This window comes from Pseudomonas sp. URMO17WK12:I11 (assembly GCF_007677725.1).
GTDB lineage: Bacteria > Pseudomonadota > Gammaproteobacteria > Pseudomonadales > Pseudomonadaceae > Aquipseudomonas.
The window spans coordinates 426724-443652 of sequence record NZ_VEDF01000002.1 but is presented as its reverse complement, the minus strand read 5'-3'; the positions used below and the strand labels follow the sequence as shown (position 1 = coordinate 443652).

15 protein-coding genes are annotated in these 16929 nt (G+C 61.6%); 6 read left to right on the top strand and 9 right to left on the bottom strand.

All coding sequences use genetic code 11. The features are described 5' to 3' along the window. Positions 1 to 133: 133 nt before the first annotated feature. Entirely contained in the window at positions 134 to 2533 is a 2400-nt protein-coding gene (locus tag FS665_RS05325; RefSeq protein WP_145184493.1) for a bifunctional diguanylate cyclase/phosphodiesterase, read from the top strand. 1 nt (position 2534) lies between these two features. Here the strand turns inward: FS665_RS05325 and FS665_RS05320 are convergent, their stop codons facing one another. Further along, complete coding sequence (locus FS665_RS05320) at positions 2535 to 2849, bottom strand: hypothetical protein (RefSeq protein ID WP_145184489.1); 315 nt, start codon at positions 2847 to 2849, stop codon at positions 2535 to 2537. Positions 2850 to 2936: 87 nt separating this feature from the next. After that, a complete protein-coding gene (gene zwf / locus FS665_RS05315; protein WP_145184486.1) occupies positions 2937 to 4379 on the bottom strand; it encodes a glucose-6-phosphate dehydrogenase in 1443 nt (480 codons plus the stop codon). 103 nt (positions 4380 to 4482) lie between these two features. Between zwf and hexR the strand changes: the two genes are divergently transcribed. After that, positions 4483 to 5349 (top strand): transcriptional regulator HexR, encoded by an 867-nt coding sequence (gene hexR / locus FS665_RS05310; RefSeq protein WP_145184483.1) that lies wholly within the window; start codon positions 4483 to 4485, stop codon positions 5347 to 5349. A gap of 129 nt (positions 5350 to 5478) precedes the next feature. Then, positions 5479 to 5697 (top strand): PA3496 family putative envelope integrity protein, encoded by a 219-nt coding sequence (locus tag FS665_RS05305; RefSeq protein ID WP_145184480.1) that lies wholly within the window; start codon positions 5479 to 5481, stop codon positions 5695 to 5697. Here the strand turns inward: FS665_RS05305 and FS665_RS05300 are convergent. Then, positions 5639 to 6601, bottom strand: coding sequence for a LysR family transcriptional regulator (locus FS665_RS05300; protein WP_145184477.1), 963 nt, complete (start codon positions 6599 to 6601; stop codon positions 5639 to 5641). The genes FS665_RS05305 and FS665_RS05300 overlap by 59 nt on opposite strands. A 187-nt stretch (positions 6602 to 6788) precedes the next feature. On the opposite strand from FS665_RS05300, the gene FS665_RS05295 reads away from it, so the two are divergent. Further along, positions 6789 to 8204 (top strand): acetyl-CoA carboxylase biotin carboxylase subunit, encoded by a 1416-nt coding sequence (locus FS665_RS05295; protein WP_145184474.1) that lies wholly within the window; start codon positions 6789 to 6791, stop codon positions 8202 to 8204. Positions 8205 to 8301: 97 nt separating this feature from the next. Further along, on the top strand, positions 8302 to 10110 hold the full coding sequence (gene oadA, locus FS665_RS05290; RefSeq protein ID WP_145184471.1) for a sodium-extruding oxaloacetate decarboxylase subunit alpha: 1809 nt from the start codon (positions 8302 to 8304) through the stop codon (positions 10108 to 10110). Positions 10111 to 10198: 88 nt separating this feature from the next. On the opposite strand, the gene FS665_RS05285 is transcribed toward oadA, so the two are convergent. The 3 genes from FS665_RS05285 to FS665_RS05275 are packed head-to-tail and all read right to left on the bottom strand — an operon-like array spanning position 10199 to position 11963. Beyond that, a complete protein-coding gene (locus FS665_RS05285) occupies positions 10199 to 10870 on the bottom strand; it encodes a GNAT family N-acetyltransferase (RefSeq protein ID WP_145184469.1) in 672 nt (223 codons plus the stop codon). A 5-nt stretch (positions 10871 to 10875) separates the two neighbouring features. Then, positions 10876 to 11322, bottom strand: coding sequence for a GNAT family N-acetyltransferase (locus FS665_RS05280; protein ID WP_145184466.1), 447 nt, complete (start codon positions 11320 to 11322; stop codon positions 10876 to 10878). Between the two features lie 11 nt (positions 11323 to 11333). Further along, positions 11334 to 11963, bottom strand: a complete 630-nt coding sequence (locus FS665_RS05275) for an FMN-binding negative transcriptional regulator (protein WP_145184463.1) — start codon at positions 11961 to 11963, stop codon at positions 11334 to 11336. A 90-nt stretch (positions 11964 to 12053) separates the two neighbouring features. Here FS665_RS05275 and FS665_RS05270 point away from each other — a divergent pair, with 90 nt between their 5' ends. Next, positions 12054 to 13583, top strand: a complete 1530-nt coding sequence (locus FS665_RS05270; RefSeq protein WP_145184460.1) for a PLP-dependent aminotransferase family protein — start codon at positions 12054 to 12056, stop codon at positions 13581 to 13583. 39 nt (positions 13584 to 13622) lie between these two features. Here the strand turns inward: FS665_RS05270 and FS665_RS05265 are convergent, their stop codons facing one another. The 3 genes from FS665_RS05265 to FS665_RS05255 form a co-directional block, all read right to left on the bottom strand. Beyond that, a complete protein-coding gene (locus FS665_RS05265; protein WP_145184457.1) occupies positions 13623 to 14726 on the bottom strand; it encodes an extracellular solute-binding protein in 1104 nt (367 codons plus the stop codon). Next, on the bottom strand, positions 14726 to 15769 hold the full coding sequence (locus tag FS665_RS05260; RefSeq protein ID WP_145184454.1) for a histone deacetylase family protein: 1044 nt from the start codon (positions 15767 to 15769) through the stop codon (positions 14726 to 14728). Before FS665_RS05260 ends, FS665_RS05265 begins: the two co-directional genes overlap by 1 nt. 129 nt (positions 15770 to 15898) lie before the next feature. After that, a complete protein-coding gene (locus tag FS665_RS05255; RefSeq protein ID WP_145184451.1) occupies positions 15899 to 16891 on the bottom strand; it encodes an AraC family transcriptional regulator in 993 nt (330 codons plus the stop codon). Between the last annotated feature and the right edge of the window lie 38 nt (positions 16892 to 16929).

Here is a 16929-nt window from a genome sequence, read left to right as displayed (position 1 = left end):
GGCAAATATCTACTGTATAAATATTCACCGTTGCAGCTGTCGTTCATCGGGTGTTTGGTGCGCTCGCTCGGTTGTGTAAGATCGCAGCTCGTTCGGCACTGCCCATAATAAGAACCCTACAAGACTCGCTACCATGACCCAGGACTGCGCGGCGATCGGCGTATCGTCGGAGATGACCAAGCAGCTGCGCAGGCAGTTCGCCACCGAACTGTCGGTCGAACGTACCCGCTTGCTGTATCAGGGCTCGCTGTTGCCCACTCTGTTCATGCTGCTCAACGGGCTGCTTTGCGCCTGGCTGATGTGGCGCCCTGGGCATCGACTGCTGGTGGGGGTAGGGCTGGCCTGGTTATTGGCGTTGGTAGCGCTGCGCCTGATTCAGGTCACGGCGTTCAACAATGCCCCAGCGCAACGTCAGGCCAACCCTGCCTGGCGACGCATGTTCATGTTCGGTTCTGCGTTCAGTGGCCTGACGCTGGCCGGTGCCGCCATCGCGCTGGTGCCGCAAGACAACTTCGTGCAACAGGCGTGGGTGTTCGGCTTGCTGGGCATGGCCAGCTTGAGTGCGAGCATCGCCTATGCCGTCAGCCTGCCGGCGTTTCTCAGTTTTGCCTTGCCTTGCCTGCTGCCGCCGACCCTGTTCCTGTTCCAGTTCGAGGCGGGCCAGCAGCGCGGTTGGGGCTGGCTCGGCCTGATCTTGCTGGTGGCGTTGCTGGTGGTGGCCTGGCAAGTGCATAGGCTGCTGGAGTGCAGCTTGCTGCGGCGCTTTCACAATCAGGCATTGAATCAGGACCTGCAGCGAATTTCTGCGCGCAAGGCGCTGGAAGAGCAGCAACGCCTGGCGGCCACGGTGTTCGAAGCCTGCAGTGAAGGGGTGGTGATACTCAGTGCCGACAGGGTGGTACTGGCGGTCAACCAGGCCTACTGCCAGATGACCGGTCACGACCGCAGCGAGGTACTGGCGCAGGCGCTGTTCGATTTACCCTGCCACAGTGATGCGCGGCGCCATAGCCAAGCCATCGAGGCAGCGCTCGAGCAGCACGAAGACTGGCAGGGCGAACTGGTCGAGTCACGCAAGCTGGGTGAATTGCATCCCCAATGGCTGCAACTGAAGGCCGTGCGCGATCGTGATGGCCGCGTGAGCCAGTTGGTCGGTTTTTTCACCGACCTGTCGGCGCGTCGCGCCTCCGAAGAGCGCTTGCGCTACCTGGCTCACTACGACGAACTCAGCGGGCTGGCCAACCGCTCGTTGTTCCGGCTGCGCTTGCAAGAAGCGGCGCAGCGGATTCGCAGCAATGGCCGCAGTTTGGCACTGCTGCACATCGACCTGGACCGCTTCAAGCTGTTGAACGAAAGCCTGGGCCACGAGCTGGCCGATCAACTGATCCGCAAGATCGCCCGGCGCATCGTGAGCGCCGTGCCGGAGGCCGATACGGTAGCTCGGCTGTCGGGGGACGAGTTCGCCGTGCTGTTCGACGGCTACAGCAACCTGTCGAGCCTGGTGCGGGTGACCACCCGCTTGCTCAACAAGCTGCGCAAACCCCAGCGCCTGGACGGGCATGAAGTGGTGGTCAGCGCTTCGGTGGGCATCAGCGTGCTGTCCGACGCAACGCGGGATGTCGAAGCCCTGATAGGCCAGGCAGACATGGCCAAGCAGCACGCCAAGCATCTGGGCGGTGACAATTTCCAGTTCTACACCGAAAGCCTTCGCGCCAGCACGCTTGAGCGCTTGCAGCTGGAGAACCAGCTGCGCAAAGCCATCGATGAAGGGCAGCTGACGGTTTATTATCAACCCAAACTGTGCCTGCGTAGCGGCCGCCTGCACGCGGCCGAAGCGCTGGTGCGCTGGCAGCACCCCGAGCGCGGCATGGTGCCGCCGGCGCAGTTCATCGGCCTGGCAGAGGAAACCGGGCTGATCGCGCCAATCGGTGAATTCGTGCTTCGCCAGGCCTGTCGGCAAGCGCGCCAATGGTCGTTGCAAGGCTTTGCGGTACGGGTGTCGGTCAACCTTTCGGTGTACCAGTTGCGCCAAGGCAAGCTGGTAAGCCTGGTACGGCAGGTGCTGGAAGAGACGGGGCTGACACCGCAGTTGCTGGAGCTGGAGCTGACCGAGAGCCAGCTACTGGAAAGCGTCGAGCACATCATCTCGACCTTCGAGCAGCTTCACGCGCTGGGGGTAAAATTGGCCATCGACGATTTCGGTACCGGTTATTCGTCCCTGAGTTACCTCAAACGCTTGCCGGTCGACTATGTGAAGATCGACCAGGCATTCATACGCGGTTTACACCCTGGTAGCCAGGATGCAGCCATCACCCAGGCCATCATTACCTTGTCGCGCAGCCTTGGTCTGAAGGTCGTGGCCGAAGGGGTGGAAACACACGAGCAACTGGCGTTTCTGCGCGAACAGGCTTGCGATGAGGCGCAAGGCTACCTCATCAGCAAACCTGTCCCTGAGCCGGAATTCCGCGCAATGCTGGGCCATTGCTGGGGCGCCGCCCCCGTGCTCGGGCAGCTCAGCATCCGCCTGGAGGGCTAAGTCAGTGGGTGATCAGAATGTCCGTGATGGACGCGAGCAATTGTCCGTCATGGAAAATCTCCACCTGCGACACGGTGTCGAGGATCGACTCCTCGAAGCGTACAGCCTTGTCGCAAACGACTTGTACGAATGCGCCTTCCTTGCGCTGCAGCTCAAGGTCCAGCGTGACGGTCGTCGAACCGTTCTGGGCAGCGCGCCTGACCAGTACCGGTTCGATACCCGGGTGATTGACGGTGACCGTGCCGTGCACCCGCAGGCGGGCGCCTGGCGGCATTTTGTCGTGCTGGACCTTCCAGTTCTTGCTGGCGATGGACATGGGTGAACTCCTGTGTGCAGAAGGGCGGTATGCCCTTCTGCACGCCAGAATGCGGATAGTTCGATGGGGCCAGCAGAGCGAAGCGTTTCAGCTGTGCCAGTGCCTGCCGTGCCGGGCCAACAGAGTATTGGCCTGTTCCGGCCCATTGCTGCCGGCGGCGTAGTGGCGGGGCGCCTGGAAATGCTCTTGCCAGCCATTGAGGATGGGGTCGATCCAGGCCCAGGCGGCATCGACTTCGTCGCGGCGCATGAACAGCGTCGAGTCACCCTCGACAATGTCCAGCAGCAGCCGCTCGTAGGCTTCCCAGCGACGGGTCTGGCCAAACACCTGCGCAAGGTTCAGGTCCAGCTCGACCGGTTCCAGGCGCATGCCCTTGCCCGGGCTTTTGCTCATCATGCGCAAGCTGATACGTTCTTCAGGTTGCAACTGGATCACCAACTGGTTGACCTGCCCGCCAGTGAACAGCTCATGGGGTACCGGTTTGAACTGGATGACGATCTGCGATGAGCGGCGCGCCATGCGTTTGCCGGTTCTTAGATAAAAGGGCACCCCGGCCCAGCGCCAGTTATCGATGTGCGCTTGCACCGCCACGAAGGTTTCAGTGTCGGTGTCGTTATCGACGTCCTTTTCGAAGTAGTACGCCGGCACCTCCTGGCCGCCGATGTAGCCGGCACCGTATTGCCCACGCACGGTCTTGTCCTGCACGTCCTGGCCGCAGATGGGTTTGAGTGCGCGCAGCACCTTCACCTTTTCGTCCCGCACGGCCTCGGCTTCGAACTGCGCCGGTGGCTCCATCGCCACCAGGCACAGCAGCTGCAACAGATGATTCTGCAGCATGTCACGGGTCGCACCGGCGCGATCGTAGTATGCCCCGCGGTTCTCGACACCCAGGGTTTCGCACACGCTGATCTGCACGTGATCGACCTGGCCGTTGCGCCAGACGGGCTCCAGCAGCGCATTGGCAAAGCGCAGCGCCATGAGGTTCTGCACCGTCTCCTTGCCCAGGTAGTGATCGATGCGAAACACCTGCGATTCGCCGAACACGGCGCCGATCGCCTCATTGATGGCCGTGGCCGAGGCCCGCGAATGGCCAATCGGTTTCTCCAGCACGATGCGCGCTTCGCTGTCGGCCAGCCCGGCAATCTGCAGGTGGGTGGCGATCGGGGCGAAGAGATTGGGGGCGGTGGCCAAGTAGAACACCCGCGTCAACCCGCCCGGCTCCCCCAGATAGCGCGCCAGGCGACCGAAGTCGGCGCTTTGCGAGGCGTCCAGTGGGAAATAGTCCAGGCGCGCGCTGAAGCGCTGCCAGACCTCTTCTTCGAAGTCGTTGCGGGCAATCTGTGCACGGCAGTGCCGCTCGGCGAGGCGAACGTATTCGTTACGGCTTATGTGCCGGCGCGCCAGCGCGATGATGCGCACGGCATTGTGCAAACGCGCCTCGCGATACAGGTGATAGAGCGCCGGCAGGAGCTTGTGCAAGGCCAGGTCGCCCGTGCCGCCGAATACCAGAATGTCGCAAGGAATAGTCAAACCACCACGCTCCACGTTCGTTTAACTGGGCGGGTTGGCGTCCATGTAGTATAACTACAAGAAAGCTACATCCCGGCCAGCCGATCATAACCGAGTCCAGCCCGTGAATCTGTTGCAACATATCGCCCAATCGCGCCATCTGCTGCGCAAATCGGAACTCAAGGTCGCCGACCATGTGCTGCTGGACCCAGCTGCCGTGATGCACAGCTCCATGGCTGACCTTGCGCACAACGTGGGCATAAGCGAGCCGACCATCGTGCGTTTTTGCCGGGCCATCGGCTGCTCGGGCTTCCAGGACTTGAAGCTGAAGCTTGCCCAGAGCCTGGCGGCTGGCGCCAGTTTTGGTCAGTTCGCCATCCATGAAGACGACTCGGTTGCCGACTACAGCCTGAAGATCTTCGACACCACGCTGCACACCTTGATGGAAGTGCGCGAGCACCTTGATCCGCAGGCGCTGCAGCAGGCAGTCAGCGCCATGGCCCAGGCGCAACGCGTGGAGTTCTACGGCTTCGGCGCCTCTGGCGCGGTGGCCGCCGACGCCCAGCACAAGTTCTTCCGCCTGTTGCTCAGCGCTGCGGCGTATTCGGACCCGCACATGCAGGCGATGTCGGCGGTGACGCTCAAGCCCGGTGACGTGGCGGTGTGCATTTCCCAGTCAGGCCGCTCCAAGGATCTGCTGATCACTGCTAACCTGGTGCGCGAAAGCGGGGCCAACCTGATCACCCTGTGCCCAAGCGCAACGCCATTGGCCGAGTTGTCGACGGTCAACCTGGCCATCGACGTGCATGAAGACACCGAAATCTACACCCCGCTCACCTCGCGCATCGCTCACCTGGTGGTGATCGACGTGCTGGCCATGGGTGTCGCCATGGCGCGCGGCCCCAGCCTGGTCAATCACCTCAAGAGCGTCAAGCGCAGCTTGCGCAGCCTGCGCCTGTCGCCCAAGTCGATCAAGGCCACGGAAGACTGATGCTGGCCCTGTGCTGGCTGCGCGCCGGCACACTTCGTCACCTTTCATCGTTCTGTCACCCGTTCACAGCCAAACTGTCAACCTGTCAGGCCAGTCTGAAGCTCCCGCATCCGCTCAGGGAGACACGCCATGGCTCGTGATTTCGACGGTACCTATCTGCCCAACGCCAAAGCGCGCAAGCAGCAGGAAAAAGATCAGCGTCGCATGGCCTACCGCCGCGCCATCGAGAGCTACTGCGACCAGCGCCAACTGCAGCGCGAGTTGTCCGACTACCCCGATTTGCACGCGCTCACCGGGTGGCAGGTGGCGGCAGCGAACTCCCTGAAAAACGTTCGACAAGCGTGCTGATCAACGCACGTTCACTGCGAATGAATGCATGAAACGCCAGCGCTACCGGCGATTGTCGCTTGGCTTTGGCCTGCACCACGCACCAGCTGCGGTACAGCGGCAGCTCCTCGACGGGCAGCTCTTGGAGCAGCCCGGTTGCCAGTTCCATGTTCACCGCATGGCGGGTCAGCAAGGCAATGCCCAGGCCTGCGATCACGCACTCGCGCTGGGCATCGGCGGAGGCGACCTCCAGCGTCTGGGTGAAGTGCACGCGCTTGTCCTTGAAGTATTCCTCGCAGGCTTTGCGCGTACCGGATCCTTGCTCACGCACCAGCAACGTGTGCGGCTCCAGGTCCTGCAAGCGCAGCTGCTCGAGCTTGGTCAGCGGATGCCCGGGCGGGGCGACGGCCACGATCGGGTTGTTGAGAAATGGCAGAAACTCCAGGCCCATGTCCTGCGGCACCATCGACATGATGATCAGATCGTCGCGATTATCGGAAAGGCGGCGGATGGCCTGGGCGCGATTGACCACCGTCAAGGTCAGGTTGACCTCCGGATGGCGCTGCTTGAAAGCCGCGAACAGGTGCGGCACGAAGTACTTGGCGCTGGATTCGATCGCCAACTTCAATTGCCCTTGCAGTGAGCCCTGCATGTCCGACAACTGCATGTCGAGGCTCTCCAGGCGCCCGAAGATATCGCGACTGGCCCGTTGCAACGCTTCGGCCGCTTCGGTGAGGTACAGCTTTTTACCCACATAGTCGAAAAGCGGCTGGCCGATCAACTCTTCGAGCTGGCGAATCTGCAAGCTGACAGCAGGCTGAGTGAGTGCCATTTCTTCGGCAGCGCGGCTGTATGAGCGCAAGTCGCACACCTCATTGAACACTTGAAGCTGGCGCAATGTCATGCGCATCAAGGACTTACGCATTTTTATTATCTCTTGGGCAATACCTTGTTACCGCACTATAAGCTTTTGCTAATACTGCCTCTAACAAATATTGATTTTTGTTTATCGACCCACGGCGCTAGGGTGATTGTGCGACTGGCCAGTAACCACTGGCCGCGCCGACCGGTAGAACCGGATCGTCTGTTCCTACGGCTTTGGGAAGAATCCAGTGATAAAAAAAATCCTGATCGCCAACCGGGGTGAAATCGCAGTCCGCATCGTGCGGGCTTGTGCCGAAATGGGTATTCGCTCTGTCGCGATCTATTCCGATGCCGATCGTCACGCCTTGCACGTCAAGCGTGCCGACGAGGCCTACAGCATTGGTGCCGAGCCGCTGGAGGGTTACCTCAACCCGCGCAAGCTGGTCAACCTTGCCGTTGAAACCGGCTGCGATGCGCTGCATCCCGGTTACGGTTTCTTGTCGGAAAACGCCGAGCTTGCCGAAATCTGCACTGAACGCGGGATCAAGTTCATCGGCCCGGCGGCTGAGGTCATCCGCCGCATGGGTGACAAGACCGAAGCGCGCCGCACCATGATTCAGGCCGGTGTGCCGGTCACGCCCGGCACCGAAGGCAATGTTGCCGACATCCATGAAGCCCTGAGCGAAGGTGAGCGCATCGGTTATCCGGTGATGCTCAAGGCGACCTCAGGCGGTGGTGGCCGTGGCATCCGCCGCTGCAACAGCCGTGAAGAACTGGAGCAGAACTTCCCGCGGGTTATCTCCGAGGCCACCAAGGCGTTTGGTTCGGCCGAAGTGTTCCTCGAGAAGTGCATCGTCAACCCCAAGCACATCGAGGCGCAGATCCTCGGCGACAGCTTTGGCAACGTCGTGCACCTGTTCGAACGCGATTGCTCGATCCAGCGACGCAACCAGAAACTCATCGAAATTGCTCCCAGCCCGCAGCTGACGCCCGAGCAGCGCGCCTACATCGGCGACCTGGCGGTGCGTGCGGCCAAGGCGGTGGACTACGAGAACGCCGGCACCGTGGAGTTTCTGCTCGCCGATGGCGAGGTGTACTTCATGGAAATGAATACCCGCGTCCAGGTCGAGCACACCATCACCGAAGAAATCACCGGCATCGATGTGGTCCGCGAGCAGATTCGCATCGCCTCGGGCCTGCCCCTGTCGGTCAAGCAGGAAGACATTCAGCACCGCGGCTACGCCTTGCAGTTCCGCATCAACGCTGAAGATCCGAAGAACAATTTCCTGCCCAGCTTCGGCAAGATCACCCGCTACTACGCCCCAGGTGGCCCGGGTGTGCGCACCGACACGGCGATTTATACCGGTTACACCATTCCGCCGTTCTACGATTCCATGTGCCTGAAGCTGGTGGTCTGGGCATTGACTTGGGAAGAAGCCATGGACCGTGGCCTGCGCGCCCTGGACGACATGCGTGTGCAGGGGGTCAAGACCACCGCCGCGTATTACCAGGAGATCCTGCGCAATGCGGAATTCCGTGGTGGTCAGTTCAATACCAGCTTCGTTGAAAGCCACCCGGAACTGACCAATTACTCGATCAAGCGCAAACCCGAAGAGCTGGCCCTAGCCATCGCCGCCGCCATCGCCGCCCACGCAGGCCTATGAATGCAGCTGCAAGCTGTAAGCGGCACGCTGCAAGTAAAAGCAGATCAGCTTTTCTTGCCGCTTGCAGCTTGAAGCTCGCCGCTTTGAGGAGATAACAATGTCCAAGAAAATCCACGTCACCGACACCATCCTGCGTGACGCCCACCAGTCCTTGCTGGCCACCCGCATGCGCACCGAAGACATGCTGCCGATCTGCGACAAGCTCGACAAGGTCGGCTATTGGTCGCTCGAAGTCTGGGGCGGCGCCACCTTCGACGCCTGCGTGCGTTTTCTCAAGGAAGATCCATGGGAGCGCCTGCGCAAGCTGCGCGCAGCACTGCCCAACACTCGTCTGCAAATGCTCCTGCGCGGCCAGAATCTGCTGGGTTACCGGCATTACAGCGATGACGTGGTCAAGGCCTTCGTGGCCAAGGCCGCGGTCAACGGTATCGATGTGTTCCGCATCTTCGATGCCATGAACGACGTACGTAACCTGCGCGTGGCGATCGAAGCGGTCAAGGCCGCCGGCAAGCACGCCCAGGGCACCATCGCCTATACCGTCAGCCCGGTACACACCATCGACGCCTTCGTGGCCCAAGCCAAGCAGATGGAAGCCATGGGTTGCGACTCCATCGCGATCAAGGACATGGCCGGGCTGCTGACCCCGTTCGCTACCGGCGAGCTGGTCAGGGCGCTCAAGGCCGAACAGTCGCTGCCGGTGTTCATCCACTCGCATGACACCGCAGGGCTGGCCGCCATGTGCCAGCTCAAGGCCGTGGAAAACGGTGCCGACCATATCGATACCGCCATCTCCAGTTTTGCCTGGGGCACCAGCCATCCGGGTACCGAGTCGATGGTCGCTGCACTCAAGGGCAGCGAGTTCGATACCGGGCTCGACCTTGAGCTGCTGCAGGAAATCGGCCTGTACTTCTATGCGGTGCGCAAGAAGTATCACCAGTTCGAAAGCGAGTTCACCGCCGTGGACACCCGCGTGCAGGTCAACCAGGTACCGGGCGGCATGATTTCCAACCTGGCCAACCAGCTCAAGGAACAGGGCGCGCTCAGCCGCATGAACGAAGTGCTGGCCGAAATTCCTCGGGTCCGGGAAGACCTCGGTTACCCGCCGCTGGTGACCCCGACTTCGCAGATCGTCGGCACTCAGGCGTTCTTCAACGTGCTGGCTGGCGAGCGTTACAAGACCATCACCAACGAGGTCAAACTGTACCTGCAAGGCGGCTACGGCAAGGCACCGGGCGTGGTCAACGAGCAGCTGCGCCGCCAGGCGATCGGCAGCGAAGAAGTGATCGACGTACGCCCGGCAGACCTGCTCAAGCCAGAAATGGCCAAGCTGCGTACCGAGATCGGTGCACTGGCGCGTTGCGAAGAAGACGTGCTGACCTTTGCCATGTTCCCTGATATCGGACGCAAGTTCCTTGAAGAACGCGAGGCAGGCACCCTCACCCCTGAGGCGCTGCTGCCGATTCCGGAAGCCGGGGCGGTCGCCGCGCCTGGTGGCGAAGGGGTGCCGACCGAGTTCGTCATCGATGTGCACGGCGAAACCTACCGGGTCGATATCACTGGGGTTGGGGTCAAGGCAGAAGGCAAGCGCCACTTCTACCTGTCGATCGACGGCATGCCCGAGGAAGTGGTGTTCGAGCCGCTCAATGAATTCGTCGGCGGTGGCAGCAGCAAGCGCAAGCAGGCCAGCGCCCCTGGCCATGTCAGCACCACCATGCCGGGCAACATCGTCGATGTGCTGGTCAAGGAGGGCGACACGGTCAAGCCCGGCCAGGCCGTGCTCATCACCGAAGCGATGAAGATGGAAACCGAAGTGCAGGCTGCCATCGCCGGCAAGGTCGTGGCCATTCACGTGGCCAAGGGCGATCGCGTGACGCCGGGTGAAATCCTGATCGAGATCGAAGGCTGAAACAGGCTTCACGCTACAAGCGGTTAACCTCCGGGGAGCGAATGCTCCCCTTTTTTTTTTTGCCTTCGCTCCGGGGGGGCGCGCCAAGCTAGGCTTTGCGGCATTGCTCAAGCGTTTCAACCTGGCCGTCAGGCCGTTGGTTCTCCTCGCTCAACCACCGCTCGAAGCCTGCCGCCACTTGCGGCCACTCGTCATCGGTAATCGAGTACCAGGCGGTGTCACGGTTGTGATCCTTGACCACCATATGCTTGCGGAACACCCCTTCGAAGGCAAAGCCGAACCGCTGCGCAGCGCGCCTTGAGCGGGCATTGGCGTTGTTGCATTTCCATTCCAGGCGGCGGTAGCCCAGCTTGAACGCCAATTTGCCCAGCAGATACACCGCTTCGGTGCTCTTGGGCGTGCGCTGCATGGCAGCGCCGAAGGCGACGTGGCCGATTTCGATGCGACCGTGAACGGGCACGATCGACATCAGGCTGAGCAAACCTTGGGCCTGCCCGCTGCGGCGGTCGATCACGCTGAAGAACAGGGGATCCTGGCCCGTAGCGTGGCCCTGCAGCCAGCGATCGAAGGCGCTGCGCTCGCTGAATGGGCCATAGGGCAGGTAGTCCCACAGTGCCGGGTCCGCGGCCGGCCCCTGCAGCACCGCCCATAAATCGTCACCGTGGCGCGCAGCCTCGAGCTTTTCGAGGCGAATGAAGCGGCCATCGATGGGCTCGGCCTTGGGTGTCGCAGCGGGGGTCCAGTTCAGTGCATCAGTCATATGGCCTACAACCCTTTGCGAAATTGAATGAAGCCCGAGCGCTCTGCGACTTGCTCGTACAGGCTGATCGCGGTGGCATTGGTCTGGTGGGTCAGCCAGTGCACTTTGCTGCAGCCGTCGGCCTTGGCTTGAGCATAGACATGCTCGATCAGTTGGCGACCGATGCCCAAGCCGCGCTGGCCGCTGTCGACGTAGAGATCCTGTAGGTAGCAGGAATTCTCGATGCTCCAGTTGGAGCGATGATAGATGAAGTTGACCATGCCCACCGCACGGCCATCGACCCAGGCCAGCGTCGAATGGGTCGGCTCGCTGGGCTCGAGCAGGCGTTGCCAGGTGCTGATGGTGACGTCTTGCGCCAATTCGGTTTGATAGAAGCGCAAGTACGCTTGCCAGAGATCGAACCAGGCAGCGTGATCATGGGTACTGACAGGGCGCAAGGTAACGGTGGGCATGGGCTAGTCCTTCAGAGTGAGCGCATCTGCGCGGCGAGTTGATTGTCCAGGTGGTCGGGGCTGGCGCTCAGGCCGTCACGCACGCCGGCGACGTCTTCGACAGAGCGGTTCTGGCTGAGCTTGCGTGCCCCTTGCAGGCGGGCGATCGGCAAACGGATGCCGACGATGGCGCGCAGCATGCTGTCGAGGTAGTCGGCCGGCGCATCAGAGACCTGCCAGGGCGCGCTGCGGCCCTCTTCATGGCGTGCGGTCAGGCGGCTTACGATGTCCAGCAGCGGGGCGGGGTCATGGATCACTTCGACCGCGCCGTAGGCATGCACCGCGAGGTAGTTCCAAGTTGGCACCACGTTCGGGTTGTCGGCTTTGCTGGGGTAATAACTGGGGCTCACATAAGCGTCAGGCCCTGGAAACACGAGTAACGCCTCAGCCGCATTTTGCAGGTCCTGCCACTGCGCATTGGCTCGGGCCAGATGGGCGTAGACAGTACCGTTCTCGCCTTCCTGGGTATCGACCAGCACGGGCAGGTGAGTGGCCAGCAAGCCGTGTTCGCCATGACTGATCAAGATCGCCAGACGTGTTTCGAGCATCCGTTGATGCAAGCGCTGCAGATCATGCTCCTGGTGGGGTTTGCTGTTGTACATATGAAGGTCCTTGTTCGATGGACTCATGCTAGGCAAGCTAATGGTTCCCGGTAAGAGCCATTACCTAGTCTTTTGATAGGTCCAATTCCCATGAACGAGTTATCCATTGCGCTGCCGTTCGATCCTGCCGGCATTGTCCTCGACCGCCGTCGCCCATTGGCCCAGCAGCTCTATCAGGCCCTGCGCGCACGAGTGCTCGATGGCCGTTTGAGCAGCGGCACACGGTTGCCGGCCACGCGTGACCTGGCGCGGATCATCTCGCTGTCGCGCAACAGCGTTATCCGGGCTTACGACCAGCTATATGCCGAAGGCTTCATCGAGAGTCGCGTCGGCGACGGCACCTACGTGACCCGCCTGGGGAAACTATCCACACAACTGTCCACAGGGTTATCCCAGGGTTTATCAACAGACTTATCCACATTTTTGACTGCCGATACTGAGGTTTTATCCAGTGAAGCGTCATTTCAGGCGCCCATCGAACGATTGAAAAATCATCATCTGCCGCTGCCTAGAGCGGGTGCGCCACGCGCTTTTCGGGTGGGGGTGCCGGCCTTCGATCTCTTTCCTTTCGACGTCTGGACCAAGTTACAAGCGGGCTTCTGGCGTAACCCGGACCCTGCACAACTGGGCTACGGCGACCCCGCAGGCGAGCCCGCACTGCGCGAGTTGATCGCCGCTTACCTGCGTCGCTCGCGCGGTCTGAGTTGCAGCGCTGAACAAATAGTGATCACCAGCGGCGCACAGCAGGCGATAACCCTTTGTGCACAGCTGCTGTTGCAGCCAGGGGATGGCGTGGCTGTGGAAAACCCCGGTTACCGAGCCGCAGGGCACGCTTTTGCAATGGCCGGCGGCAAGGTATCCGGCGTGCCAGTGGACGAGCAGGGCATGCAGTGCCAGCAGCTGTGGCAGATGGCCGATTGCCGCCTGGCGTATGTGACCCCTGCCCATCAGTACCCCACTGGTGTGACCCTGAGCCTGGCCCGGCGCCTGGCCCTGCTGGAGTGGGCAGAGCACCGCAACGGCTGGATCATCGAAGACGACTACGACGGTGAGTACCGCTACACCGGGGCACCGCTCGCGCCGTTGGCAGCGCTCGACAGGGCAGGCCGGGTGCTTTACGTCGGCACTTTCGGCAAGATCGCCTTCCCGGCGTTGCGGCTGGGCTATCTGGTGTTGCCAGCACGTTTGATGCAACCGTTCAGTCAGGCGCGGGCTCTGGCGGTCAGGCATTCGGAGGTCGGTACTCAATGTGTGATGGCCCAATTCATGGCCCAGGGCCATTTCCAGCGCCATATCCGCCGTATGCGCAAGGCGGCGTTGAGCCGACGCAACGTACTCAAGGCAGGTTGGCCTACAGACGTGGCCGGGTTGGGCGAGATGCCAGAGGTCGCTGCGGGTCTGCATGTGAAAGTCGCTGTGGATAACCTTGCGCGCGAGCGGGAGTTGGTGGCCAAGGCTGAAGCGGCAGGGGTGGAGGTCAATCCGCTCAGCGGCTATTGGCTACCTGATTCATCGGCGCCTGTGGATAAGCGAGCCGGGCTGGTCCTGGGCTTTGCTGCGGTGCCCGAAGGGCAAATCGCCGAAGCATTGATGCGCTTGCGCAAAGCTTGGAAGAAATGAAAAAGGGCCGCTGTGCGGCCCCGGATATGGCAGGTTGCCTCAGGTACCGGACTTGATCCGCGTCCAGGCCCTGGTGCGCGCCCGCTCGGCGTCACGCGGCAGGGGCTTGAGGGTATAGAGCTTGGTCATCGCCTCAGCAGTCGGGTAAAGGTTCGGATTGTTGCGTATCGCCGGGCTGACCTTGTCGGTCGCGTCCTTGTTCGGGTTGGGATAGCCGACGAAGTCGCTGATGGGCGCAATCACTTCAGGGCGCAGCAAGTAATTGATGAAGCCGTGGGCATCCTCGGCATTGGCCGCGTTCTTTGGGATCGCCAGCATGTCGAACCAGATCGGCGCACCTTCCTTGGGCAGGCGCATGTCCACCTGCACCCCATTGTTCGCTTCCTTGGCGCGGTTGGCTGCCTGCGAGAAGCTGCCGCTGTAGCCGACGGCGACACAGATGTCGCCATTGGCGATGTCGGCCATGTACTTGGAAGAGTGGAAGTAGGTGATCGAAGGCCGAATTTTCAGCATCAGCGCCTCGGCCTTCTTGTAGTCCTCTGGCTTGTCGCTGTTCGGCGGCAAGCCCAGATGCTGCAATGCCAGCGGCAGGATTTCGGACGGTGAGTCGAGCAGCGCTACCCCGCACTGCTTGAGCTTGGCAATGTTTTCAGGCTTGAAGATCAGGTCCCAGCTGTCGACCGGTGCGTTCTCGCCCAGCGCTGCCTTGACCTTTTCTGGGTTGAAGCCGATCAGGATCGTGCCATACATATAAGGCACGGCGAACTTGTTGCCTGGGTCGTTGGCTTCGATGAGCTTCATCAGCGCCGGGTCCAGGTGTTGCCAGTTCGGCAGCTTGCTGCGGTCCAACGGCTGGAACACACCGGCTTCGATCTGCTTGGCCAGAAACACATTAGAGGGCACCACCACGTCGTAGCCGGAATTGCCCGTCAGGAGTTTGGCTTCCAGCGCCTCATTGGTGTCGAAGATGTCGTACACCAACTTGACCCCGCTGTCCTTCTGGTAATCGGTCAAGGTCTGCGGGGTGATGTAATCGAACCAGTTATACACGCGCAAGGTTCGTTGTTCGGCGTGCGCCTGCAAGGTTGCGGCGAACAGGCTTGCAGCGATGCAAGGGGCGAGCAGACGCTTGAGTCGGGCCATTATCGGACTCCTGGCTGGGCGCGCTGGAAACCTTCCAGCACATTGACCGCGTTGATACCGATTTCCTCCACAGCGTAGCCGCCTTCCATCACGAACAGGGTCGGCTTGCCGAGCGCGGCGATGCGCTTGCCCATTTCCAGGTAATCCGGGCTGTCCAGCTTGAACTGCGAGATCGGGTCGTCCTTGAAGGTGTCCACACCCAGTGAAATCACCAGCACCTCGGCATCGTAGGCGGCAATGCGCTGACAGGCATCTTCCAGTGCAGCGCTCCAGGCTGCCCAGTCGCTACCGGCAGGCAACGGGTAATTGATGTTGTAGCCAGCACCTGCGCCCTCACCGGTCTCATCGGCATAACCGAGGAAGAACGGAAATTCATCCTGCGGATCACCGTGAATCGAGGCGAAGAACACATCGCTGCGCTGGTAGAAGATGTCCTGGGTGCCGTTGCCGTGGTGGTAATCGACATCGAGGATGGCCACTTTGCTGCGGCCCTGATCGAGAAACGCCTGGGCGGCGATGGCGGCGTTGTTCAAGTAGCAGTAGCCGCCCATGACTTCGGCTGCGGCATGGTGCCCCGGTGGCCGGCACAGGGCGAACGCTGCGTGAGCGCCTTGCGCGATAGCGGCCTGAGCGGTAAGCGCCACTTGCGCGGCGCTGTAGGCGGCCTGCCAGGTGCCGGCGGTGATCGGCGCACCGGCATCGAAGCTGTAGTAACCCAATTCACCGTGCAAACCGGTTGGTTTGACTTGGCGCAGGGTCCGCGCGGGCCAGGTGAACGGCAGCAGGTCACCTTCGTGACCCAGCGCGGCCCAGCGGGCCCAGGCACCTTCGAAGAAATCCAGGTAAGCGGCACTGTGGATGCGCTGCAGCGGCTCCCGGCCAAAGTCAGTGGGTGCCTGCACCTCACCCAGGTTGCGCGTGTGGACCTGCTGCAGCACGTGGTCGGCGCGCGAAGGCATTTCGAAACAGGGCATCAGCTTGCCGTCGATCAGCTCGCAGCGGCCATGGTGCAGGCGATGATCATCGGAATACACAGTCAGCATTTGTTGTTCTCCGTCGGGACTGGCGTGGCTCCATTTTCATGGTCGAGGCAGTGAGCGAGAACGACGCAACTGGCCAAAAGGGGATCGATATGGCCAAGCTGAATGGCCGCCTGGCGCTGTCGCTGGTTTCTACCCGCGAAAATGACTCGGCGCCACGCCACTCCAACGCTGGAAGGCGTGGCGGAAACTGGCTGTCTCGCTGAAGCCCAGGCACTCGGCGATGCGGTAGATCGGCATGTGCTCGTCGGCGAGCAGTTGCTTGGCTCGCTCGAAGCGCACCTGGTCGAGCAACTGCTGATAACTGCAGCCCAAAGCCTGCAAATGCCGGCGCAAGGTACGCGATGAGCAGTTCATCTGCCGTGCCAGGCCCTCAAGGCCAGGCGCAGCATCCAGTTGCTGCAGCAACAGCTGGCGAATACGCCCAAGCCAGGCCTGGCGACCGGTGAACTCCAGGTTCAACTGCCGGCAACGCTCGCTCATGGCCTTGTGGGTGATTGGATCGGCCAGCGGCAACGGGGTGTCGAGCCAGCGGCGCTCGAAGGCGAACGCGCTGTCTTCGGCCTCGAACGCCAGCGGGCATTCGAAGGCTCCGGCATACAGCCGGTGATAGCCGGGCCGACTGTGCTCGAAGCGTGCACCGAGCAGTGGCAGGGTGCGGCCAAGCAGGTCGTCGCAGATCACCTTCAACGACACCATGCAGAATTCGCTATTGAACGAGGCCAGCGCGGGCGCATCGCGGTAGTCGCTGGCGCTGAGCCATACGCGCCGGCCATCGTCGACCAGGCGCAGCGTGAACACCGTTCCCAGCAGTGCCGGATACTGCAGCGCCAGGCGCAGGGCGTCACCCAAAGTGGCACTGGAGAGCAGGGCGTAACCAAGCATGCCGTAGCACGACACATGCATGCGCCGGCCCAGTTCCAGGCCAATCTCTTCACGCCTGGCGACGGCATTGGCGCAGACTTGCAGTTCCTGCTGGGTGGTGATGCGCGCATCGCTGTGGCCCAGGTCCGCCGGGCCTATGCCACTGCCGTCGAGCAGCGTCATGGCTTCGCAGCCCTCTTCCTGGAACAGGTTGAGGATCAGGGAAACAGCGTTGAGGGTGGTCAGGTGGCTGTGCAGCATCGCTCGCTCATCCCGGGGGCTGGGAGGCATTATGGAGC